This is a genomic window from Nocardioides eburneiflavus (assembly GCF_004785795.1).
Classification (GTDB): Bacteria; Actinomycetota; Actinomycetes; order Propionibacteriales; family Nocardioidaceae; genus Nocardioides; species Nocardioides eburneiflavus.
This window is the reverse complement of sequence record NZ_SRRO01000001.1, coordinates 1120359-1142094: the sequence shown is the minus strand read 5'-3', so window position 1 is coordinate 1142094 and position 21736 is coordinate 1120359. Positions and strand designations below refer to the sequence as shown.

Annotated in this window: 20 protein-coding genes; 10 read left to right on the top strand and 10 right to left on the bottom strand. The window is 73.0% G+C overall.

Features of this window, described 5'->3' with window-relative positions; genetic code table 11:
• Positions 1-298: 298 nt before the first annotated feature.
• The gene (locus EXE59_RS05395) at positions 299-1288 is read right to left on the bottom strand and encodes a glutathione S-transferase family protein (RefSeq protein WP_246056531.1); all 990 of its coding nucleotides are present in this window, start codon (positions 1286-1288) and stop codon (positions 299-301) included.
• Between the two features lie 71 nt (positions 1289-1359).
• On the opposite strand from EXE59_RS05395, the gene EXE59_RS05390 reads away from it, so the two are divergent.
• The gene (locus EXE59_RS05390) at positions 1360-1917 is read left to right on the top strand and encodes an ArsR/SmtB family transcription factor (protein WP_246056530.1); all 558 of its coding nucleotides are present in this window, start codon (positions 1360-1362) and stop codon (positions 1915-1917) included.
• Positions 1905-3185, top strand: coding sequence for an MFS transporter (locus tag EXE59_RS05385; protein ID WP_210428894.1), 1281 nt, complete (start codon positions 1905-1907; stop codon positions 3183-3185). The genes EXE59_RS05390 and EXE59_RS05385 overlap by 13 nt, the downstream gene beginning before the upstream one ends.
• 46 nt (positions 3186-3231) lie before the next feature.
• On the opposite strand, the gene hisC is transcribed toward EXE59_RS05385, so the two are convergent.
• Entirely contained in the window at positions 3232-4302 is a 1071-nt protein-coding gene (gene hisC, locus EXE59_RS05380; RefSeq protein ID WP_135837980.1) for a histidinol-phosphate transaminase, read from the bottom strand.
• Positions 4299-4865 carry a VanZ family protein gene (locus EXE59_RS05375; RefSeq protein WP_135837979.1) on the bottom strand — a complete coding sequence of 189 codons (567 nt, stop codon included), beginning with the start codon at positions 4863-4865 and terminating at the stop codon, positions 4299-4301. Before EXE59_RS05375 ends, hisC begins: the two co-directional genes overlap by 4 nt.
• Before the next feature lie 122 nt (positions 4866-4987).
• On the opposite strand from EXE59_RS05375, the gene EXE59_RS05370 reads away from it, so the two are divergent.
• From EXE59_RS05370 to EXE59_RS05345, 6 genes are read left to right on the top strand one after another with little or no spacing between them, the layout of a single operon-like run.
• On the top strand, positions 4988-5377 hold the full coding sequence (locus tag EXE59_RS05370; protein ID WP_135837978.1) for a phage holin family protein: 390 nt from the start codon (positions 4988-4990) through the stop codon (positions 5375-5377).
• Positions 5378-5382: 5 nt separating this feature from the next.
• On the top strand, positions 5383-5895 hold the full coding sequence (locus EXE59_RS05365) for a low molecular weight protein-tyrosine-phosphatase (protein WP_246056528.1): 513 nt from the start codon (positions 5383-5385) through the stop codon (positions 5893-5895).
• Positions 5895-6758 carry a fructosamine kinase family protein gene (locus EXE59_RS05360; RefSeq protein WP_135837976.1) on the top strand — a complete coding sequence of 288 codons (864 nt, stop codon included), beginning with the start codon at positions 5895-5897 and terminating at the stop codon, positions 6756-6758. The genes EXE59_RS05365 and EXE59_RS05360 overlap by 1 nt, the downstream gene beginning before the upstream one ends.
• Positions 6759-6809: 51 nt before the next feature.
• Positions 6810-7430 (top strand): UdgX family uracil-DNA binding protein, encoded by a 621-nt coding sequence (locus EXE59_RS05355; protein WP_135837975.1) that lies wholly within the window; start codon positions 6810-6812, stop codon positions 7428-7430.
• A 39-nt stretch (positions 7431-7469) separates the two neighbouring features.
• Positions 7470-8165, top strand: a complete 696-nt coding sequence (locus tag EXE59_RS05350) for a response regulator transcription factor (protein WP_135837974.1) — start codon at positions 7470-7472, stop codon at positions 8163-8165.
• Entirely contained in the window at positions 8162-9571 is a 1410-nt protein-coding gene (locus EXE59_RS05345; protein ID WP_135837973.1) for a HAMP domain-containing sensor histidine kinase, read from the top strand. Before EXE59_RS05350 ends, EXE59_RS05345 begins: the two co-directional genes overlap by 4 nt.
• Here EXE59_RS05345 and EXE59_RS05340 read toward each other — a convergent pair.
• From EXE59_RS05340 to EXE59_RS05310, 7 genes are all read right to left on the bottom strand, one after another.
• The gene (locus EXE59_RS05340) at positions 9568-10833 is read right to left on the bottom strand and encodes an anthranilate synthase component I family protein (RefSeq protein ID WP_135837972.1); all 1266 of its coding nucleotides are present in this window, start codon (positions 10831-10833) and stop codon (positions 9568-9570) included. The two genes, EXE59_RS05345 and EXE59_RS05340, sit on opposite strands and share 4 nt — an antisense overlap.
• Positions 10830-11390: an anthranilate synthase component II gene (locus tag EXE59_RS05335; RefSeq protein WP_135837971.1), complete on the bottom strand. Its 561-nt coding sequence runs from the start codon at positions 11388-11390 to the stop codon at positions 10830-10832. Before EXE59_RS05335 ends, EXE59_RS05340 begins: the two co-directional genes overlap by 4 nt.
• 15 nt (positions 11391-11405) lie before the next feature.
• Positions 11406-13085, bottom strand: a complete 1680-nt coding sequence (locus tag EXE59_RS05330) for a sulfatase-like hydrolase/transferase (protein ID WP_135837970.1) — start codon at positions 13083-13085, stop codon at positions 11406-11408.
• A gap of 192 nt (positions 13086-13277) precedes the next feature.
• A complete protein-coding gene (locus EXE59_RS05325) occupies positions 13278-15209 on the bottom strand; it encodes an anthranilate synthase family protein (RefSeq protein ID WP_135837969.1) in 1932 nt (643 codons plus the stop codon).
• Positions 15210-15281: 72 nt separating this feature from the next.
• Positions 15282-16112: a hypothetical protein gene (locus tag EXE59_RS05320; protein WP_135837968.1), complete on the bottom strand. Its 831-nt coding sequence runs from the start codon at positions 16110-16112 to the stop codon at positions 15282-15284.
• Between the two features lie 103 nt (positions 16113-16215).
• Entirely contained in the window at positions 16216-18393 is a 2178-nt protein-coding gene (locus EXE59_RS05315) for a HelD family protein (RefSeq protein WP_135837967.1), read from the bottom strand.
• Between the two features lie 129 nt (positions 18394-18522).
• Entirely contained in the window at positions 18523-19281 is a 759-nt protein-coding gene (locus EXE59_RS05310) for an enoyl-CoA hydratase-related protein (protein ID WP_135837966.1), read from the bottom strand.
• Positions 19282-19351: 70 nt separating this feature from the next.
• Between EXE59_RS05310 and EXE59_RS05305 the strand changes: the two genes are divergently transcribed.
• The gene (locus EXE59_RS05305; RefSeq protein WP_135837965.1) at positions 19352-20893 is read left to right on the top strand and encodes a molybdopterin-dependent oxidoreductase; all 1542 of its coding nucleotides are present in this window, start codon (positions 19352-19354) and stop codon (positions 20891-20893) included.
• 166 nt (positions 20894-21059) lie between these two features.
• Positions 21060-21719: a fasciclin domain-containing protein gene (locus EXE59_RS05300; protein WP_135837964.1), complete on the top strand. Its 660-nt coding sequence runs from the start codon at positions 21060-21062 to the stop codon at positions 21717-21719.
• The last annotated feature ends 17 nt before the right edge of the window (positions 21720-21736 follow it).

Genomic DNA, 21736 nt, shown 5'->3' with positions numbered 1-21736 from the left:
CGACCGGTCAACCCGACGGGGCCTCGGCCCCGAACACCACGAGCCGGGGCGGAAGGACTTGTGGGTGTCCGTCCGCCCCGGCTCTCCTCCTGGGTGGAGGGCGCAGGCCGGTGGGAGCGCCGTCCTGCGAGGTCCGTGGTCGTGCGTGGTGGTGCGGCGACCACGATGCGCCGTCGGACGCGTCGGCGGGAGGGTTCGGACCGAGCGGCGACGTTCCTGAAGGAGGTCTGCGGGAAGTCTCGGGAAAGACGTCGGAGTTCGCGCCCTGTCGGGGGCAGCGGGTCCAGACCGGGGCTCGTCAGCCGCGGCCGTGCGGGGTCAGCCAGCCGGACTCGTCGGGACCGGCGGGCACGATCTGCGTCGGGTTGATGTCGGTGTGCACGACGTAGTAGTGCTGCTTGATCTGCTCGAAGTCGACCTCGTCGGCGAAGCCCGGCGTCTGGAACAGGTCACGGGCGTAGCCCCAGAGGTGCGGCATCTCGGTCAGCTTGTTGCGGTTGCACTTGAAGTGCCCGTGGTAGACCGCGTCGAAGCGCACCAGGGTGGTGAAGAGGCGTACGTCGGCCTCCGTGATCGCATCACCCATCAGGTAGCGGCGGTCGGCGAGGCGCTCCTCGAGCCAGTCGAGAGCGGTGAAGAGCCGCTCGTAGGCGTCGTCGTACGCCTCCTGCGAGCCGGCGAAGCCGCAGCGGTAGACGCCGTTGTTGACCTCGGTGAACACCCGCTTCATCACCGCCTCCATCTCCTCGCGGACGTCGACCGGCCACAGGTCGGGGGCGTCGGGGCGCTGGTGCTCGCGCCACTCGAAGGACAGGTCGTGGGTGATCTGCGGGAAGTCGTTGGTGACGACCTTGCCCGACCCGACCTCGACGATCGCCGGCACCGTGATGCCGCGCGGGTAGTCGGCCTCGCGGGCGAAGTAGGCCTCCTGGAGGCGCTCGATGCCGAGCACGGGGTCCTTGCCGCCCTCGTCGAGGTCGAAGGTCCAGCTGCGGGCGTCGTGGACCGGCCCGGGCGCGCCCCACGAGATGACGTCCTCGAGGCCGAGGAGCGTCCGCACGATGATCGAGCGGTGCGCCCACGGGCAGGCGCGGGCGGCGACGAGCCGGTAGCGGCCCGGCTCGGCGGCCCACACCGGAACCTCGCGCGGGCTGTCCTTGGAGCCGCTGGGGAACGCGTCGTCGAGCGGATCCGCCGACCGCTCCCCCGCCAGCACGCGGTCGGGGAGGTAGGACATGTCGCGCTCGAAGGGCTCGCCCTTCTTCGTGTAGGTCGCGGTGTCGTTCACGCTTCAACCATAGCCAGGGTCATCGCAAAGACATGTTTGCAAACAAGTCTTGGCAGACCTACCCTGTGGTCGTGTCGTCCTCCATCACCCCCGACATCGCGGGGCTCCGTGCCCTCAGCCATCCCGTACGCCTTCGGATGCTGGGCCTGCTGCGCACCGAAGGCCCTGCCACGGCGACGACGCTCGCCCGACGCCTCGACCTCAACACTGGCGCGACGTCCTACCACCTGCGCCAGCTCGCCCAGCACGGGTTCATCGAGGAGGACGCGGAGCGGGGCAACGCCCGCGACCGCTGGTGGCGCGCCTCGCACGAGGCCACCCGCACCGACTTCCGCACCCAGGAGCAGGGCGCGGAGGACGTCGAGGCCTACCTGGCCACGGTCGCCCAGCTCTACGGGGAGCGGCTGCGCGTGGCCGTCGCCGAGATGGCGTTCGTGCCCGAGCAGTGGCGCACCGTCGGCACGCTCAGCGACTGGGAGCTACGCCTCACGCCCGCCCAGGCCGACGCCCTGGTCCAGCAGCTCGTCCGGCTCGTGGAGGACACCGTGGACTCGGACGCCGAGGACGCCGCACCCTTCGCGATCAACCTCAACGCCTTCCTGCGGCCGGGTCAGCAGTGGGACGCCTGACGGGCAGCCGGGCTCCCCTGGTCGGAGCCCTCACGGCGGAGGGCATCTCCGTCGTCGGCACCCGCATCTCGATGATCGCGATCCCGTGGTTCGTGCTGTCGACCACCGGCTCGGCCACCCAGACCGGCCTCGTCGCGGCCGCGGAGATCGCTCCGTTGGTGGTCTTCAAGGCGCTCGGAGGTCCTCTGCTCGACCGGCTCGGTCCGCGTCGGGTCACCCTGGCGTGCGACCTCCTGTCGGCCGTCGTCGTCGGCGCCGTCCCACTGCTCCACGACCTCGGGCTGCTGTCCTTCCCGCTCCTGCTGTGCCTCGTCGCGGTCGCAGGCGCGCTGCGTGGCCCGGGCGACGCCGGCAAGGGGGCGATGGCCCCCGAGATCGCCCGGGTGGCGGGCTACTCCCTCGAGCGGGTCTCAGGCCTCGGCTCGGCGATCGAGCGCACCTCGTCGATGGGCGGCGCCGCGCTCGCCGGGCTGCTGGTCGCGTCGGTCGGCGCGGCGCACGCGATCTACGTCGATGCTGCGACGTTCCTCGTGTCCTTCGTCGTCCTGGCCGTGACCACCCGCGGGCTCGGGCAACCGGTCCCGCCCGAGCGCGACGCCGACCCCACGTCGTACGCAACCGAGCTCCGGCAGGGCTGGGACTTCCTGCGCACGGACCCGGTGCTCGTCGCGATCTGCGCGATGGTCGCGGTCACGAACCTCGTCGACCAGGCGTACGTCGCCGTGCTGGCGCCGGTGTGGGCGAGGGAGTCGGGAGCGGGCGTGGCCGTCCTCGGCACGCTCTTCGCGGTGATGAGCGGCGCCTCGGTCGTCGGCGCGCTCGTCGCGGCGAGGTGGGGCGAGACGCTGCCGCGCTACCGGACGTACGTCCTCGCGTTCCTCGTCTGCGGCGCCCCGCGATACGTGGTGATGGCGCTCGAGTCGCCGCTGTGGGCGGTCTTCGCGGTGACGGCCGTGGCGGGGGTGGCGTCGGGCTTCCTCAACCCGATCCTCGGCGCGGTGATCCTGGAGCGGATCCCGCCGCACCTGCTGGGCCGCGTCACCTCGCTCGAGACCGCGCTGTGCTTCTCGCTGATGCCGCTCGGCGGGATCCTCGGTGGCCTCGCGGCCACCGGCCTGGGGATCTCACCGGCTCTGCTGCTGGCGGGCGCGGCGTACCTCCTCGCGACGATGGCGCCGACCCGGGTGCCCAGCTTCCGGCGGATGGACCGGGTGCCGGCCGTGGACGCGCGGACCGAACCCCGTCAGGACACCGCAGCTCCCGCCTGAGCCGGCCCCCTCGCCTGAGTTGGGTCCGCGTGTCCACGTCGTCGGCTCACGGAGCGAAGCGCGCCGCCACCTCGACCACCCGGTCGAACGCCTCGGCCTCGCCGATGCTCACCCGGACGCCGTCGCCGGCGAAGGGCCGCACCGAGATCCCCACCTCGCCGCAGGCGGCGGCGAAGTCGAGGGCGCGCTCGCCCAGCGGGAACCACACGAAGTTGCCCTGCGCGTCGGGGAGCTCCCAGCCCACCTCGCGCAGCCGGGCGACGAGGTCGGCACGGCGTGCGACGAGGTCGTCGACCCGCGCGAGCAGCTCGTCCTGCGCGGCGAGCGAGGCGATCGCCGCGGCCTGCGCGACGTGGCTGACCCCGAACGGCAGCGACACCGCACGGAGGGCGGCGGCGAGCGGGGCAGGGGCCACGGCGTACCCGACCCGGAAGCCCGCGAGCCCGTAGGCCTTGGAGAAGGTGCGGGTCAGCACGACGTTGTCGTGGCGGCGGTAGGTCGCGATCCCGTCGATGGCGTCGTACATCCGGACGAACTCGAGGTAGGCCTCGTCGACCACGACGACCACGTGCGTCGGGACCTTCGCGATGAAGGCGTCGAGGTCGGTCTGGGTGACAGCCGGCCCGGTGGGGTTGTTGGGCGTGCAGACGATGACGACCTTCGTACGCTCGGTGACGGCCGCGGCCATCGCGTCGAGGTCGTGGCGGCCGTCGGCGGTCACCGGCACCTGCACGCTCGTCGCGCCGCCGGCCGTGACCGCGATCGGGTAGGCCTCGAAGGAGCGCCAGGCATGGACCACCTCGTCGCCGGGCTCGCAGAAGGCGTTGACGAGCTGGTAGATCAGGCCCACCGAGCCGGTGGCCGCCGCCAGGTCCGCGACCGGGACGCCCATCGCCTCGCTCAGGGCGGCGTACAGGGCGGTGCTGCCCATGTCGGGGTAGCGGTTCATCTGCGCCGCCGCCTCGGTCGCCGCCTCCAGCACGCCGGGCAGCGGCGGGTAGGGGTTCTCGTTGGACGACAGCTTGTAGGACGTCAGCCCGGGGCGGGCGACGGGCGGCTTGCCGGCGACGTACGCGGGGATGGCGAGCACGTTGGGCCGGGGCTGGGGGGAGGTCATTCCCGCACCCTAGTGACGCGACCCCGCCACGGCCTCACCACCGGCAGTAGCAGCAGGCCGATCGCGAACCCGAGCCCCGCACCGAGGACGTTGTCGACCATGTCGGTCACGTCGCAGGCGCGGTCGAGGCGGGCGAGCTGGAGCTGGGTGAGCTCGATGGCGAGGCTGTACGCCGCCAGCGCCGCGAGACCGAGCGGGGCGAGCGCGAGGCCGGCCCACCATCGTCCGGCGGCCAGCACCAGGAAGATCCCCGCCGGCACGAAGAGCAGCACGTTGAGGGTGCGCTGGTCGAACCCGAGCACCTCGAAGGCCGCCCCCGACGGGCCGCCGTAGTCCCACGAGCACGACTCGCTCCGGGTGTCGGCCGGCACGATCCCCACGTCGGCGCGGGTCGGCACCAGCGTCACCAGCCCGATCGCGACCAGCGACCACAGGAGGCCGGCGACCGACACCGCGGAGGCCGTGCCCAGCAGGCGGCGGGTGGCCAGCGCGAGCAGCACGGCCACCACCCCGGCCGCGAGGGCGCCGAGCACCATCACGCCCGTGCCGCCGATCGTGACCATCCGGGGAGGGTAGCGACCCGCCCATCGCTGGTTGGGCAGGGCGCTCTGGCGCTCGTGTCGCTGGCGCTCGCTGCTCGACCAGCGGAGGCCCCTGACGAGTGGTGGGTCGCTAGTCTCGACGCATGCGCTTCGTGACGTGGTTGCTGACGTACGCCGCCGGGCTGGCCGTGGCGGCGCAGCTGCTGGCCGGGATCTACTTCGACGGTCCCGACAACGGGCAGGCCGAGCTGCAGGAGAAGATCCTGCCGCTGCTGCTCGTCGCCCTCATCCTCGGACTCGTCTCGACCTTCATCGAGCCGGTCATCAAGCTGCTGTCGCTGCCGTTCATCATCCTGACTCTCGGCTTCCTGCTGCTGGTGATCAACGCGCTGATGCTGATGCTCACCGCGCGGCTGGCCGACGCCTTCGACCTCGGCTTCCACGTCGAGGGCTTCTGGAACGCCCTCGTCGGCTCGCTGATCATCACCGTCGTGGGCTGGGGCGTCCGGATCGCCCTCCCCTCGCGGGACTGATGCCGGTGCCGGACCTCCCCACCGACCTGCCACCTGCACGCGAGCCCGGCCGCTACCGGATCGCGCTCGTCTGCCTCGGCAACATCTGCCGCTCGCCCACCGCGCACGTCGTCCTCGAGCGCCGCCTGGCCGACGCCGGGCTCGACGACCGCGTCGAGGTCGCGTCCTCCGGCACCGGCGGGTGGCACGTCGGCAACCCGATGGACCCCCGCGCCGCCGCCACCCTGACCACCGCGGGCTACGACGCCAGCCGGCACCGCGCCCGGCAGTACGACGCGACCTGGCCCGAGGCGTACGACCTCGTCCTCGTGATGGACGAGGCCAACCTCGCCGACGTCGGCGGCCGGACACCGAGCGTGGGGATGTTCCGCGACCTCGATCCGGTCGATCCGGGGGCTGCGGTCCCGGACCCGTACTACGGTGGGGACGACGGGTTCGAGGAGGTGCTGGCGATGGTCGAGCGCACGAGCGATGCGATCGTGGCCGCCCTCCCGCGCGCGCTCGAGGGTTCCGCCTGATGGCTCGCCAGCCGCTGGTGGCCAAGCGTGCCGAGGAGCTGCTCGACACCGCCGTCGTCGCGACCTCGCCGGTGGCCGGCGGCGACATCGCCCGGGCGACCCGGCTGCGCCTGTCCAGCGGCCAGACCGCGCTGATGAAGACGCTGCCGCACGCGCCCGAGGGGTTCTTCGAGGCCGAGGTCGCCGGCCTGCGCTGGCTCGCCGAGGTCGAGGGCGGCGTGCGGCTGCCCGAGGTCCTCGCCGCTGCCGGCGACTGCGTGATCCTCGGGTGGATCGAGCCGAGCTCGAAGACCCCCGTGGAGGCGGCCGTCGCCTTCGGCCAACAGCTCGCCACCACCCACGCCGCCGGCGCCGACGGGTGGGGCCTCGACCACGACGGTTTCATCGGGCGACTGCCGCTGCCCAACAAGACCGCCGACTCGTGGCCGGAGTTCTACGCCGTACGCCGGGTCCTGCCCTACCTCAAGCTCGCCCGCGACCGCGGCGCGATCACCGAGCCCGACGCGGCGGCGGTCGAGGCGGTCGTCGGCCGGCTCTCCGGCCTCCTGCCCGACGAGCCGCCGGCGCGGCTGCACGGCGACCTCTGGAACGGCAACTGCCTCTGGGGGCAGGACCTCGCCATCCACGTCATCGACCCGGCCGCCCACGGCGGTCACCGCGAGGTCGACCTGGCCATGCTCCACCTGTTCGGGCTCACGCACCTGCCGCGGGTGATGGCGGCCTACGACGAGGCGTACCCCCTCGCCGAGGGCTGGGAGGACCGGCTCGGGATCCACCAGCTCTTCCCGCTGCTGGTGCACGCGTGCATGTTCGGCGGGGGCTACGGCGCCCGCGCCGGAGCGATCGCGGCCCGCTACACCTGACCCACCCGTCGGGCTGTGCCGGGCGTCCGGGCGGCGGAGCATGGTGGACGCATGGCCGGCCAGACGGACGCCACCCCCTGGGTACCGGAGTCGCGCGAGCTGTCCGACCTCGAGTCGGCCGCCCACGACTGCCGGGGGTGCGAGCTGTGGCAGCCGGCGACGCAGGTGGTCTTCTCGAGCGGGGAGCGCTCCGCCCGGATCATGCTGGTCGGCGAGCAACCCGGCGATCGCGAGGACGAGCAGGGAGAGCCGTTCGTCGGACCTGCCGGGCGAGTCCTCGACGAAGCCCTCGACGAGGCCGGCATCGACCGGTCCGCGGCCTACCTCACCAACGCGGTCAAGCACTTCCGCTTCGAGCAGCGCGGCAAGCGGCGCATCCACCAGAAGCCCGACGTACGCCACCTCTCGGCCTGCCACCCCTGGCTGGAGGCCGAGCTGGAGGCGGTCGCGCCAGGGGTCGTGGTCGCCATGGGAGCGACAGCGGCGCGGGCGGTGCTGGACCGGGCCGTGAAGATCGGCGACGTGCGCGGTCGCGTCCTCGAGGAACCGGCTCGTCCCGTGGTCGTCACCACCCACCCGTCGGCGGTCCTGCGGCTGCGGGGACGGGACGGCTACGACGAGGCCTTCGGGGCGCTGGTCGAGGACCTCCGCCTCGCGGCGCCGTACGCCTGATCTCAGGATCACCTCAGGAGCCGGTGGCATCCTTGCGGCGTGAGCGACTCCAAGCCCCGCGTGCTCGTCGTGGACGACGACCGGGCGGTGCGTGATTCTCTGCGCCGGTCCCTGGAGTTCAACGGCTACGAGGTCGTCCTCGCCGCGGACGGGGCCGAGGGCCTGGTCGCGGTGGGCGCCCAGCACCCCGACGTCGTGGTGATCGACGTGATGATGCCGCGCCTCGACGGGATCGAGACCACCCGTGCCCTCCGCGCGGCCGGCAACGACGTGCCCGTGCTGGTGCTCACCGCGCGCGACGCGGTGGGCGACCGGGTCGAGGGCCTCGACGCCGGCGCCGACGACTACCTCACCAAGCCGTTCGCGCTGGAGGAGCTGCTGGCCCGCCTGCGGGCGCTGCTGCGCCGCGTCGTGCCCGACGAGGACGGCGAGAGCGAGGTGCTGTCCTTCGCCGACCTCACGATGGACGTCGCCAGCCGCGACGTCTCGCGCGGCGGCCGCGCGATCGAGCTGACCCGCACCGAGTTCACCCTGCTCGAGATGTTCCTGCGCCGCCCGCGCCGCGTGCTCGACCGCTCCTTCATCCTGGAGGAGGTCTGGGGCTACGACTTCCCGACCAGCGCCAACTCGCTCGAGGTCTACGTCGGCTACCTGCGCCGCAAGACCGAGGCCGCTGGCGAGCCGCGGCTGATCCAGACCGTCCGTGGCGTCGGGTACGTCCTGAAGGAATCATGACCACCGCCGCGCGGTCGGCCCCCGCCTGGCCCGACGGGCGCTGGCACTACCGCCGGTCGCTGGCGTCGCGGGTCGCCGTCCTCACCACCATCGTGCTCGGCCTGTCCATCGCGGCCATGGCCTTCACCGCGTTCGTCGTGATGCGCCAGCAGATGATGAGCTCGCTCGACCAGTCGCTGCTCAACCGTGCGCACAAGGCCACCGCCTTCACCACGCTGTCGCGGATCACCGCCGACGGCGTGCCCGCGTGGGTGCTCGGCGCTGCCGACGTGCGGATCATCTTCGTCACCGCCGAGGGCCGCGTGGTGACCGGGGACGACGTCCCGAGCCTCACCCTCGGGCGCCCCGAGTACGAGGTGGCGACCGGTCGGCGCGAGTCCTCCGTACGCACCCTCGTCACGACCGAGGGCGAACGGTTCCGCGTGGCGACCGTGCAGGCCAACGACGGCGCCGCGCTGATCCTCGCCCAGCCCCTCGCGCCCAACGACCGGACGCTGGAGAAACTCGGCGGCGTGCTCTTCGTCTTCGGCGCGCTCGGCGTGCTCGCCGCGCTGCTGGCCGGCTGGCTGGTCGCCAAGAACGGGCTCAGACCCGTACGCCGCCTCACCACCGCGGTGGAGCGCATCGCGGTGACCGAGGACCTCACGCCCCTGCGGGTCGAGGGCGACGACGAGGTCGCGCGTCTCGCGACCGCCTTCAACCAGATGCTGCTCGCCCTCGGGGCCTCCCGCGACCGGCAGCGGCGGCTGGTCGCCGACGCGAGCCACGAGCTGCGTACGCCCCTCACCTCGCTGCGCACCAACCTCGACCTGCTGCGCCAGGCCGAGGGCAACACCGCCCTCCCCACCGACGCGCGGCTCGAGCTGCTCGACGACGTCCGCGGCCAGATCGAGGAGCTCAGCGCCCTCGTCGGCGACCTCGTCGAGCTCGCCCGCGACGAGCCGACCACCCACGTGGTCGCGCAGGTCGACCTCGCCGAGGTGGTCGAGCGGGCGGTCACGCGCGTACGCCGCCGCGCCCACGGGGTCGCCTTCGACGTCGCGCTCGACGCCTGGCCGGTGGTGGGCGACGCCAACAGCCTCGAGCGCGCGGTGACCAACCTGCTCGACAACGCCGCCAAGTGGAGCCCCACCGACGGCACCGTCACCGTGCGCCTGACCGGTGGCGTGCTGACCGTCGACGACCAGGGCAGCGGCGTCGCCGAGGCCGACCGCCCGCACGTCTTCGACCGCTTCTACCGCGCCGAGGAGTCCCGCGCGATGCCCGGCTCGGGCCTCGGCCTGGCCATCGTGCGGCAGGTCGTCGACCGACACGGCGGGCAGGTCCAGGTCTCCGAGGCGCCGGGCGGCGGGGCGCGCTTCTCCCTGTGGGTGCCCGGCGCCCGGGCCGACGCGCCGTCGGCCTAGACGAAGACGCGCAGCAGCCGCTCGGCCTTCCACTCCGACTCGGCCCACTCCTCGGCGACCTCGGACTTCACGGTGATGCCACCGCCCGTGCCGAGGATCCAGGTGCCGCTGCCGTCGGTCATCAGCGAGCGGATGACGACCCCGAGGTCTGCCGGGCCGTCGCCGCTGATCCACCCGAACGCGCCGGCGTACGCCCCGCGCGGGGACGCCTCGACCTCCTCGATCACCTCCATCGTGCGCAGCTTGGGCGCACCCGTCATCGAGCCCGCGGGGAACAGCGCCCGGAGGGCCCCCACCGTCGACACGTCGTCGCGCAGCCGGCCGCGGACGGTGGAGACGAGCTGGTGCACCGACTCGTACGTCTCGACCTGCATGAGCGCCGGCACCTCGACCGACCCGACGTCGCACACCAGCGACAGGTCGTTGCGGAGCAGGTCGACGATCATCAGGTTCTCCGCGCGGGTCTTGGGCTCGCGCGCCAGCCGCTCGCGCTGCGCATCGTCCTCCTCGGGCGTGCGCCCGCGGGGGGTGGTGCCCTTGATCGGCTTGGTCTCGAGGTGGCGGTCGGCGGTGACCAGCGCGTACCGCTCCGGCGAGCTCGACAGCAGCCACGCGCGCGCACCGGCGACGTCGTGCTGGAGGAACCCGCTGTACGGCGCGGGGTTGAGCTCGCGGAGCCGGAGGTACGCCGTCACCGGGTCGAGGTCGGACGTGCGGGCGAGCCGGTGGGTGAGGTTGACCTCGTAGGAGTTGCCGGCGTGGAGGTGCTCCTGGACGCGTGCGAAGGCGGCGGCGTACGCACGTGGCGGGGAAGTCTGACTCTCCGAGGCGGTTGCACCCCCCTCCAGGTGGCGGACTCCCCGCTCGAGCGGGGAGTCCCCGGAGGGCTCCGCCGCGTGCTCGAACACCCGCACCTCCCGCGGCCGCATCCAGACCGCGTCGGGCAGGAACGCGTCGGGGGCGGCGGGCAGGTCGGTGCGCGAGGCGTACCCGAGATAGCCGAACCACTGCTCGCCCGCGGAGATCCGCTCCTCGAGCACCGCGAAGACGTCGTCCCCCACGACGCGCGCGGACCCGGCCTCGTGCAGGGTCACCACGCGCCGCGCGGCCGACCAGGACAGGGAGGCGTCGTCCTCGTCGAGCCAGCCGATGATCGAGCGGCGCCCCGACCACTCGCGCGCGCCGCCGCCGTCGAGCCAGAAGCATCGTGCGTGGCGCGAGGCCACGTCGCGGAAGAAGGAGACCGGGTCGGGAGCGGTCATGAGAGGAAGTTCCTGACGAGAGCCGCGCCGTGCTCCGACAGGATCGACTCGGGGTGGAACTGCACGCCCTCGAGCGGTCGGTCGACGTGCCGCACCCCCATCACCACGCCGTCCTCGCTCCACGCGGTCGCCACCACCTCGGCGGGCAGCTCCACCGCGCCGAGCGAGTGGTAGCGCACCGCCGCGAACCCCTGCGGCACACCGGCGAAGACCCCGGCGCCGTCGTGGCTGATCGAGGCGACCTCGCCGTGCGCCGGGCGCAGGCGCGACACCGTCCCGCCGTACGCCGCCACCAGGCCCTGCATCCCCAGGCACACGCCGAGCACGGGGCGTGAGCCGTCGCGCAGCACGGCGGTGCCGACGGAGAAGTCGGCCGGGGAGTCCGGGGTACCCGGGCCCGGCGACAGCACGACGTGCGAGTGCCGCAGCACGTCGTCCGGCGACACCTCGTCGTGCTGCACCACGCGTGGCAGCACCCCCGTCACCGCGGCGACGAGGTGGACCAGGTTCCACGTGTAGGAGTCGTGGTGGTCCACCACGATCACGTCCGGCGTCACGCGCCGACCCTAGTGCTACTGGCGCAGCGACAGGCACGCCGGCGACACCGGCTGGTCCCCGGACTCCCGGCAGCCGTCGAAGGCGACGAGCTTGGCCATCAGCGCCGCCACCTCGTCGCGCCGCCCCTTGGCAGCGAAGCTGTTGCGCTCCTCGAACCGCTTCTTGCGGTAGGAGTAGAACTCGTAGCCCCACTGCACCCGGCCGCGCCGCGGGTCGAGGTCGAAGCGCGCCAGCAGCGCCGTCCGGCTGCGCACGGCCGTGAACGACGGGATCCGGTCGAGCTCCGGCCCCGTGAAGGCGGCGTCCGGGTCGTTGCCGGTGAGCGTCTGCTGGGTGTGCTCGAGGAAGGCGTACGACTGGCGCACCAGCGCGGGCCGGGTCAGGGTCGGCACCAGCGAGAGCCCGCTGCGGTAGGGCGCGGGCGGCAGCCCGGCGAGCTCCTCGAAGGTCGGCGCGAGGTCGATGTTGCTGGTGACCTCGCGGCGTGTGCCCGGCACGACGCCCGGACCGGTCACGAGCAGCGGCACCCGGACGTCGGTGTCGTAGGGCGTCCCCTTGCCGCGGCCCAGGCCGTTCTGCCCGAGGTGGAAACCGTTGTCGGAGGTGAGCACGACATAGGTGTTGGGACCGACCGTGCGCAGGATGCGCGAGACGAGCCGGTCGGCCGACTGCGCCATCCGCGCCCGGTCGCGCAGGTCGCGCACGGCGGTGGCCGCCGGGAGCGTACGCACGGTGTTCCAGGCGCGGGCCGGCTTGCCGTTGGCCCGGCGAGGGCGGTTGTCGCGGCGCGGGTCGGCGAAGCCGGGAAGGTCGTCGACGGTCAGCTTGCGGCACGCGACCCGGCCGCAGCTGCGCGGACCGGTGCGGTCGCGGAACATCGGCGGGAAGAGCGGGTCACCGGCGTAGTGCGGCTCGGGGTTGACCCGGTTGTGCGGCGCGTAGAGCGAGACCTCGAGGAAGTAGGGCGCGTCGGAGGCCTCGTTGGCCGTGACGAAGTCCATCGCGAGGTCGCCGATGACCGTCCCCGCGTAGGCCTCGTCCTTGGCGGCGTTGCTCGCGCTCGCGGGCGGTGCGGGGTGCTGCACGAGCCGCATCCGCTGACCGTCGAGCGTGGTGCTGGCGAAGTCCCAGCCGTCGTAGGCGGAGCCGAAGACCGTGTGGAAGGTCGTCCAGCCCGGCACCACCGGCGGCAGGGCGCGCCCCGGGGACCACTCGTACTCGTTGAGGAACTTGCCGACGAAGCCGGTGTGGTAGCCCGCCTGCTGGAGCCGGACGTTGAAGGCCCGCTCCGGGTTGCCGTTGGTGTCGTACGCCGGCCAGCCGCCGAGCCTCGACGTGCCGCGGTTGGAGGTGTTGGTGCGCACCCCGGTCTGGTGGGGGTACTGCCCGGTGAAGAAGCTCGATCGCGACACGCAGCACAGCGAGTCGGTCACGAAGGAGTGCGGATAGCTCGCCCCCGTCCGCCGCATCCGCTGCACCGACCGCATGGTCTGCACGAGGTCCATCGAGAAGTCGTCGAGCACCACCACGACGATGCTGGGCCGCTTGGCCCGCGCCGCCGCGGGCTCGAGGTCGCCGACCGCGGACGCCTCGCCCGTCGTACGCGGTGGCGCGGCGTCGTCCGGCCCCCTCGGACCGCCCGGCGACCCGTTCGTGCCGCATGCCGTCAGCACCAGCAGGCACACGCCTGCCACCGCTCCCCTGAATCTCCGCACTGCTCCCCCGTCGTGTCCCCGCCCTCGGCTACCTAGGGTGACGCCGTACGACCCCGGATGGTTGCCTCCCACGCCGACGACCTCATTGTCGAGCGCCTCACTCGACTTTAGTGCATGCTGGTCGCTGGTCGAGCAACGGGTGCAGCGAGCGTGTCTCGTTCCTCGCCCTGCTCAACCAGCGGCGGGAGTGAGGAGGTCGCGGACCGCCGCATGGAGCAGGTCGTAGCCGTTCTCGGTGAGGATCGACTCGGCGTGGAACTGGATGCCGCGGTAGTGCGGCCCGACGATGGCGTGGATGTCGCCCGTCGCCTCGTCGGCCTCGACCTGCAGTCCGTGGGGCAGGGTGCCGTCGGGCCGGGCGTAGCCGTCGGGGACCCGGCCCACGAATGTGTTGTAGAAGCCGACCCGCTCGGTGCGGCCGTCGAGGCGCACCGGCGACTGGGTGCCCTGGAAGACGACGTCCTTGTAGCCGAGGTCGAGGCCGAGGCGCTCGCACAGCGTCTGGTGGCCCAGGCACACCGCGAGGAACGGCTGGCCGGAGGCGAGCAGGTCGTCGACCGCCCGGCGGAAGGACGCGATCTTGGGGTGGTCGCCCTCGCGTGGGTCGCCCGGGCCCGGACCGACGACGACGAGGTCGGCGTCGTCGAAGGCGCCAGTGGCGTAGTCCTCGTGCCGCACCACCCGCGAGGTCATCCCGAAGACCCCGAGCACGTGGACGAGCATGTTCACGAAGTCGTCCTCGCCGTGCAGGATCACCGCCTGCTTGCCGGCGAGGCCGGGGTCGGCGGGCTCACCGGCCTGGTCGGTCAGCCAGAACCGCGACAGCCGCTGGTTGCGGGTGCCCAGCGCGAGCAGGACGTCCTCGTCGCGCGCGAGCTCGGCGATGTCGGTGCCGTCGGAGGTCGCCGCCGGCGCCAGCCCGAAGGCGCTCAGGATCCCGCCCGCCTTGGCGCGGGTCTCGGCCACCTCGTACGCCGCGTCGGAGTCACGCACCAGCGTGGCCCCGGCGGTGACCTTGAGCTCGCCCGCGGGCGAGACGTCGGCGGTGCGGATGAGGATCGGGCTGTCCATCGTCGGCGTGCCGTCGGGCGAGCGCCCGAAGAGCGCGAGCGCGGCGCCGTAGTAGCCGCGACCCTCGGGCTCGTAGTCGGCGATCAGCCGGCAGGCGTTCTCGACGGGCGCGCCCGTCACGGTCGCGGCGAACATCGTGTCGCGCAGGATCTCGCGGTGGTCGCGGTCCGAGCGGCCGGCGAGGAGGTACTCGGTGTGGATCAGGTGGGTCATCGGCTTGAGGAACGGCCCGAGCACCTGGCCGCCCTCGTGGCAGATGTCGCACATCATCTTGAGCTCCTCGTCGACGACCATGAAGAGCTCGAAGACCTCCTTCTCGTCGGCGAGGAACTCGAGGAGGCGGTCCTTCAGCTCGTCGCCGTGGCCCGCGACCCGGAACGTCCCCGAGATCGGGTTCATCCGTACGTCGCCCTGCCGCACCGAGACGTGCCGCTCGGGACTGGCGCCGATGAGGAACCGGTCGCCGGTGTAGAAGCAGAACGTCCAGTACGCGCCGCGCTCGCGCTCCATCAGGCGGCGCAGGACGGTCAGGGCACGCGCGGCGTCCCAGTCGGCGAGGACGGCGCGGTAGTGCCGGCCGATCACGAGGTTCGCGCCCTCGCCCTGGCCGATCTCGTCGCGGATGATCGCCTCGACGACCTTGCCGTAGTCCTCGTCGCTGGTGGCGAAGCCGCCGCGGTCGGCGAGCTCGACGGGTACGTCCGGGAGCGCGGCGAGCAGGTCGTCGACCGACACCTCGTGCTCGGCCTCGATGTCGACGACCGTCAGCGGGGCGCCGTCGTCGATGGCGGCGAACCCGCGCTCGCGCACCTGGCGGAACGGGACCGCGACCAGCCGGTCGGCGCTGCGGCCCGGCGCGGGGGCCCCCGCCTCGAGCGGGATGTCGAGCAGCGACGCCACCTCGTGCGGCGTGCCGCCGATCAGGCCCGCCGTCGGCGAGGCCTTGCGGCGGATGACCGCCCACGCGCCGTGCCCCTGGATCTGCTCCAGGAGGTCGGCCACGGGAGGTGAGACGGGCGTCATCTCGGTCATGGCCGAAACCCTACGGGCGTCCGCGCGCCCGCCTGCGGCGTGTCCGCCGGGCGACCGGCCCGGGTCGGGCGGCTAGGGGTACCTGACGTCGACGCCCACCCAGTCGACGAGCATCCCCTGCCGCTCGCCGCCGGCGACGGCGTGCTGGGGCAGCACGTCCTTGTTGGAGAGCCGCAGGTGAAGCGGGGTGACGTTGCCCGGCACGCGACGGAGGTCGGGGGTCGAGGTGAGGGAGTAGACCTGGTTGCCGAAGGCGTCGACGGCGGTGTAGGTCACCGTGTCGCCGCCGATGGTGAACTCGGCCTGGTAGTGCCAGTAGGCCTGCCACGGCTTGAGGCCCTCGGCGAACAGGTGGCCGACCGGCACCAGGTCGGACGGCATCCCCGCGGCCGCGCACGCACCGTCGACGCTGTCGTCGACCAGGTCGTAGCAGATGTGCGACCCGAGCTGGGCGCCCGTCGGCTTCTGCGGGCCGTAGCTCTCGATGACGTCGATCTCGCGGGGATCGGTCGCGCTGGGGTGCTGCATCCACAACGCGGCGTAGTTGCTGCCGGTGTCGGGCATCAGGATGCTGGCGCTGACCCGCACCTGGGTGCCCGCGGGCAGCGTCCACCCCAGGTTGGTGCGGAGCTGGGAGAGCCGCCCGACGTCGAGCTGGCCGAGGCCGTTCTGGGCTGCCGGGCTCCAGCCGGGGATGGCGTGCCACTGCTCGGGCCACGCGCCGGCAACCCCCTCGAAGTCATCGCGGAAGACGCTCTCCCACCCCCAGGTCGGGGCCGGGTCGGAGTCGACGGTGTCGCCGCCGGCGATGCCTGCCGAGGCCGGTGCGCCGGTCGTCGCGAGCAGGGACAGGACCAGCGGCACGAGCATCGAGACGGCGATGGCGTGGGCGCGCGCGAGCAAGGAGATGACCCTCCCGGGACGTGGGCTGGCGGAGTGGTGGGACCGAGGACGTGAGCCCAGAAGGGTACGGGCTGCCACCGACGGCCGCACCCCGGGGCGGACCTCAGCCGACGGTCGTCAGCAGCTGCGTCGCGCGGGTCAGCACGACGTACAGCGTGGCCCGGCCGGTCGCGGACTCGTCCTCGATCTCCTGCGGGGAGACCACGACGATGCCGTCGAACTCGAGGCCCTTGGTGTCGAGGCCGGTCAGGACGACGATGCGGTCCTCGCCGCTCGGCGTGACGCTGGAGTCGACCGCCGCGCGGGCGTTGGGCGCGTCGGCGGCGACCTCGGGCCAGGACGCCAGCCAGGCGTTGACCTCGGAGCGCCGGGCGACCGGCACCACGACGCCGACGGTGCCCTCGACCCGGCCGGCGGTCGCGGTGACCGCCTCGCGCACCGCGGCCTCGAGGTCGTCGACCGGACCGACCACGCGCGGCTCCTCGCCCGTACGCCGCACGGCGTCAGGCAGGTCGGCGTCGAGCCCGACGCGGCGGGCGTAGTCGGCGGCGAAGGAGTAGATCTCGGCGGAGTTGCGGTAGTTGGTGGACAGGTGGAACTCGTGGAGCTCCTTGCCCTCCAGGGCGGCCGCGCGGGCGGCTGCCGCTTCGGGGGCGTCGGGCCACGAGGACTGGGCCGGGTCGCCGACGATGGTCCAGCTCGCGGCGCGCCCGCGGCGCCCGACCATCCGCCACTGCATCGGGGTCAGGTCCTGCGCCTCGTCGATGAGGACGTGCGCGTAGCCGTCGTCCTCGATGCGGTGGGTCGGCGCCGACCAGGCGAGGCCGCCGGGGGCGTACTCGCGCTCGGAGATGGTGGTGAGCTCCTGGAGGTCGACACCGCCCTCGAGCAGGCCGGTCTCGTCGAGGTCGCGCTCGTCGTCGGTGCGCTGCGGCACGTCGCCAAGGGCGTAGCGCAGCTCGTCGATCAGGGGGACGTCCTCGATCGACAGCCCACCGACGGCCCACGACTTGAGCAGGAGCGCCTGGTCCTCGCGGGACACCACGCCCTCGCCCACGCGGGCGAGGAACTCGGGGTCGCGCAGCCAGCCGAACACCGTCGGTGCGTCCAGCGGCGGCCACCAGGCCGACGCGAACTCGACGAACCCCTCGTGGCCGAGCATGTCGTCGTCGAAGGCCTCACGCCCGCGCTCCTTGCCGCGCTCGCCGGTCACCTGGCGCCACATCGCGTCGAGCAGGGTCTTCGCGACGCGGGGCAGCTGGCGGTTGCGCCGGCCCTGCGACATCAGCTGGCGACGGAGCCGGCCGAGCAGGCCGGGGTCGAGCACGATGGTCTCGTCGCGCCAGTAGATGCGGAAACTGGTCGGGGCGCCGGGCGCGTGCTGGCGGGCGGTGCGCCGGAGCAGCTCGGCCATCCGTGTCGCACCCTTGACGTCGGCCACCGCGGGCTCGTCGTGGCGCGTGGCCCGGATGCCGCCGACGACCTCGCCGAGCGAGCGCAGCGCGACCGCGGTCTCGCCGAGGCTGGGCAGCACCCGCTCGATGTAGCGCATGAACACGCCGCTCGGACCGACGACGAGCACGCCGCCGCCCTCGTAGCGGCGGCGGTCGGAGTAGAGCAGGAACGCCGCGCGGTGCAGCGCGACGACGGTCTTGCCGGTGCCGGGGCCGCCGGAGATCGACACGACGCCCTTGCCGGGCGCGCGGATCGCCTGGTCCTGCTCGGCCTGGATGGTGGCGACGATGGAGTGCATCGACCGGTCACGGGCCCGCGAGAGCTGCGCCATCAGGGCGCCCTCGCCGACGATCGGCAGGTCGGTGTCGGCCTGGTCGTCGAGCAGCTCGTCCTCGACGCCGATGACCGTGCGGTGCAGCGAGCGCAGCACCCGACGGCGCACGACTCCGGACGGGCTCGCCGCGGTGGCCTGGTAGAACACCCCGGCGGCCGGCGCGCGCCAGTCGATGAGCAGCACGTCGCGCTCGGCGTTGCGGACGCCGATGCGGCCGATGTAGCGCGGGAGCGCGTCGATCGACGGGTCGAGGTCGAGGCGACCGAAGACGAGGCCCTCGTGGGCGGCGTCGAGCTGCGCGATCCGCTTGGCGGCCTGGAAGACCATCGCGTCGCGCTCGACGAGGCCGCCCTCGTGCTCCAGCTTGCCGCGGTTGCGCCCCTCGGTCGCCAGGGCACGGGCGTTCACCATGGACGCCTCGAGCTGGACGTAGACCTCGTCGACGTACGCCTGCTCCGCCGCGATCTCCCGCGCCTCGAGCTCCTCGCTCAACTCCCGCTCCTCATCCCCCGATGACGTCCCTCGATGAACTGCCCCAACGCTCCCGGGCAGACCCGCAAGCGTACCGGCGCACCCGCTCCGCTGCCGACTTGTGGGACAACCGTGGACCGCCGCGACCGGCTACCTCCCGCGGGAGAGGAAGGCCGTCATGGCCTCGCGCGCCTCGTCCGAGGCGAACAGCCGGGCGCTGGTCGCGGCCATCTCCTCGCCCAGCGCGTCGATGCGTGCCACGAGGTCGCGGTTGAGGATCCGCTTGGACTCGCGCAGCCCCTGCGCCGCGCCGGTGGCCAGGCTCGCGCAGGTCGCGGCCACCTCGGCGTCGAGCTCCTCCGCCGGCACAGCCTTGGTGACGAGCCCGTACGCCGCCGCCTCGGTCCCGCTGAACACCTCGCCGCCGAGCGTGGTCAGCGCGGCCGCGCGCGGGCTCATCCGATGGTGCACGGTGAGGCTGATGATCGCCGCAGCGAGGCCGAGCTTGACCTCGGTCAGCGCGAAGGTCGCGCCCTCGGCGCAGATCGCGACGTCTGCCGCGGCGATGATGCCGATGCCACCGGCGCGGACGGCGCCGAGGTTCTTGGTCACCACGGGCTTGTCCAGCGTGGCGATCAGTCGCTGCAGGTCGACGATGCGACGCGCACCGACCTCCATGCCCTCGGTCGTCGCCTCGGCGAGGTCTGCCCCGGAGCAGAAGACCTTGCCGGAGCTCTCGACCAGCACCACGCGTACGGCGTCGTCGGCGCCGGCGCGCTCGAGGTGCCCGAACAGCTCGGTGACGAGCTGCCGGCTCAGCGCGTTGCGGTTGGCGGGGCTGTCGAGGGTGATCGTGGCGACGGCGTCGGTCACGGCGTAGTGGACGAGCTCGGCGGGGGCGTCGGTCATGGCGGCATCCTGCCGCACCGCGGCCCGTCCGCGGGGCCATCCGTACGGCCCACCGCTCCGAACTGCTCCCATGCACACCACCGACCAACGGTCCCGGCGGCGCACGTGGCGCCACGCGGCGTACGGCGTGCTCGCCACCCTCGTCGGCCTGGCGGCCGCGCACCTGGTCGCGGCCCTCACCGTCCCCGCCGCGTCCCCCGTGCTGGCGGTCGGCTCGACGGTCATCGACCTCACCCCGACCCCGCTCAAGGAGTGGGCGATCCGGCAGTTCGGCAGCGCCGACAAGCTGGTCCTGATCGGGACCGTGACGGTCGTCGTGCTGCTGCTGTCGGCGCTCGCCGGCATCCTCACGGCACGCCGGGAGACCCCCGGCCTGCTGGTCGTGGTGGGTCTCGCCGGCCTCGCCGGCGTGCTCGCCGTCCTGCGCCCGGGTGCCGGGCCGCTGGACCTCCTTCCCGCCCTCGTCGCCGCCGTTGTCGCTGCCACCTCGCTGTGGTGGCTGCACCGCGTCGACGACCGGGCTGCCACGGAGCCGTCGCCGGGGGTCGACGGCCCGACCCGACGCGGGGTCGTGCTGGCCACCGGCGGTCTCGCCGCGGCCGCAGTCGCCATGGGGGCGCTCGGCCGCTGGGTGACGTCCTACCGCCTCGGCGGGACCGACGTCGCCCTGCCGGTCGCCACCGACCCCGCGTCGCCCTTCCCCGCCGGTCTGGAGGAGACGTACGACGGCATCACGCCGCTGCGCACCCCGACCGCGGACTTCTACCGCGTCGACACACGCCTGACGCTGCCCACCGTCGACGTCGACTCGTGGACGCTCACCATCGACGGCGACGTCGACCAGGAGGTCACCCTGACCTTCGACGACCTCGCCGCGATGGACATCGTCGAGCGCGACATCACCCTCACCTGCGTGTCCAACGAGGTGGGCGGGCCCTACGTCGGAGGCGCCCGCTGGCTGGGCGTGCCGCTCGCGGACGTCCTCGCCCGCGCCGGCATCGACTCGACCAACGCCGACCAGATCCTCTCCACCGACGTGGACGGCATGACCATCTCCACCCCGCTGGACGTGGCGCTCGACGGGCGCGACGCGATGATCGCCATCGGCATGAACGGTGGCCCGCTGCCGCGTGCCAACGGCTTCCCGGCGCGGATGGTCGTGCCCGGCCTCTACGGGTTCGTCAGCGCCTGCAAGTGGATCACCCGGATGACCCTGACGACCTACGACGCCGAGCAGGCCTACTGGACCGAGCGGGACTGGGCGACTGACGCCCCGATCAAGCTCTCGAGCCGCGTCGACACCCCGAAGGGGCTCTCGCAGACACCGGCCGGCACCGTCGTCGTCGGCGGGATCGCCTGGGCCCAGGGCTCGGGCATCGACAAGGTCGAGGTCCGCATCGACGGCGAGGCCTGGCGTCCCGCGGAGCTCGGACCCCAGGTCTCCGACGACTACTGGCGCCAGTGGTACGTCGAGTGGGACGCCGAGCCGGGCCAGCACTTCATCGCGTGCCGCGCCACCAACAAGGACGGCGACGTGCAGACCGACGTACGGATGACGCCGTTCCCCGAGGGCTCGAGCGGCCTGCAGGAGATCTCGGTGTCCATCACCTGAGCCGCAGCTCCCCGTACGGCTCCCGTCGTCGGGCGGCACGCCCGGCGTCCGTCCAAGGATTGTCCAAAGTTTTTCGCGAGATCACCCATCCACCCCCCGCACCACCCCGAACACCTCTCGACAGCGGGCCTCACGGCCCCCCTGGTTCCAACCGAAAGGCAACGCCATGAACACCCTGCTCCGCACCCGCACCATGGGCCTCGCCGCCCTCGCGCTGACCGCGTCGATGGGTCTGGCCGCCTGTGGCAGCGAGAGCGACACCGACAGCGCCGCCGAGGCCACCACCTCGGAGACCTCCGAGCCCACTGAGGAGCCCGCAGAGGAGCCCATGGAGTCCGAGGAGCCGATGGCCGCCGACGCTCCGTTCGGCCCCGGCTGCGCCGGCGTCCCCACCTCCGGTGAGGGCTCCGTCGAGGGCATGGCGGACGACCCGGTCGCCACCGCCGCCTCCAACAACCCGCTCCTCAAGACGCTCGTCGCCGCCGTGGGCGAGGCCGGCCTGGTCGACACGCTGAACTCCGCCGAGGCGCTCACCGTGTTCGCCCCGACCGACGACGCGTTCGCCGCGATCCCGAAGAAGGACCTCAACGCGCTCCTCGCCGACAAGGAGGCCCTCACCACGGTCCTCACCCACCACGTGGTCGGCGAGCGCCTCAGCCCCGAGGACGTCGCGGCCGAGCACGAGACCCTGGCCGGCGACATGCTGACGGTCGAGGGCGAGGGTGAGGACTTCACGATCGGCGAGGCCAGCGTCGTGTGCGGCAACGTGCAGACCGCCAACGCGACCGTGTACGTGGTCGACCAGGTCCTGATGCCGCAGATGTGATCGGCCTCCCCGACACA

Coding starts and splice junctions, on each gene's coding strand:
- hisC (WP_135837980.1), bottom strand. CDS start 4,302: ATGACCTCCCCCCAGCCCCGGCCCAACGTGCTCGCCATCCCCGCGTAC.
- EXE59_RS05375 (WP_135837979.1), bottom strand. CDS start 4,865: ATGGTCACGATCGGCGGCACGGGCGTGATGGTGCTCGGCGCCCTCGCG.
- EXE59_RS05370 (WP_135837978.1), top strand. CDS start 4,988: ATGCGCTTCGTGACGTGGTTGCTGACGTACGCCGCCGGGCTGGCCGTG.
- EXE59_RS05360 (WP_135837976.1), top strand. CDS start 5,895: ATGGCTCGCCAGCCGCTGGTGGCCAAGCGTGCCGAGGAGCTGCTCGAC.
- EXE59_RS05355 (WP_135837975.1), top strand. CDS start 6,810: ATGGCCGGCCAGACGGACGCCACCCCCTGGGTACCGGAGTCGCGCGAG.
- EXE59_RS05345 (WP_135837973.1), top strand. CDS start 8,162: ATGACCACCGCCGCGCGGTCGGCCCCCGCCTGGCCCGACGGGCGCTGG.
- EXE59_RS05340 (WP_135837972.1), bottom strand. CDS start 10,833: ATGACCGCTCCCGACCCGGTCTCCTTCTTCCGCGACGTGGCCTCGCGC.
- EXE59_RS05325 (WP_135837969.1), bottom strand. CDS start 15,209: ATGACCGAGATGACGCCCGTCTCACCTCCCGTGGCCGACCTCCTGGAG.
- EXE59_RS05310 (WP_135837966.1), bottom strand. CDS start 19,281: ATGACCGACGCCCCCGCCGAGCTCGTCCACTACGCCGTGACCGACGCC.
- EXE59_RS05305 (WP_135837965.1), top strand. CDS start 19,352: ATGCACACCACCGACCAACGGTCCCGGCGGCGCACGTGGCGCCACGCG.
- EXE59_RS05300 (WP_135837964.1), top strand. CDS start 21,060: ATGAACACCCTGCTCCGCACCCGCACCATGGGCCTCGCCGCCCTCGCG.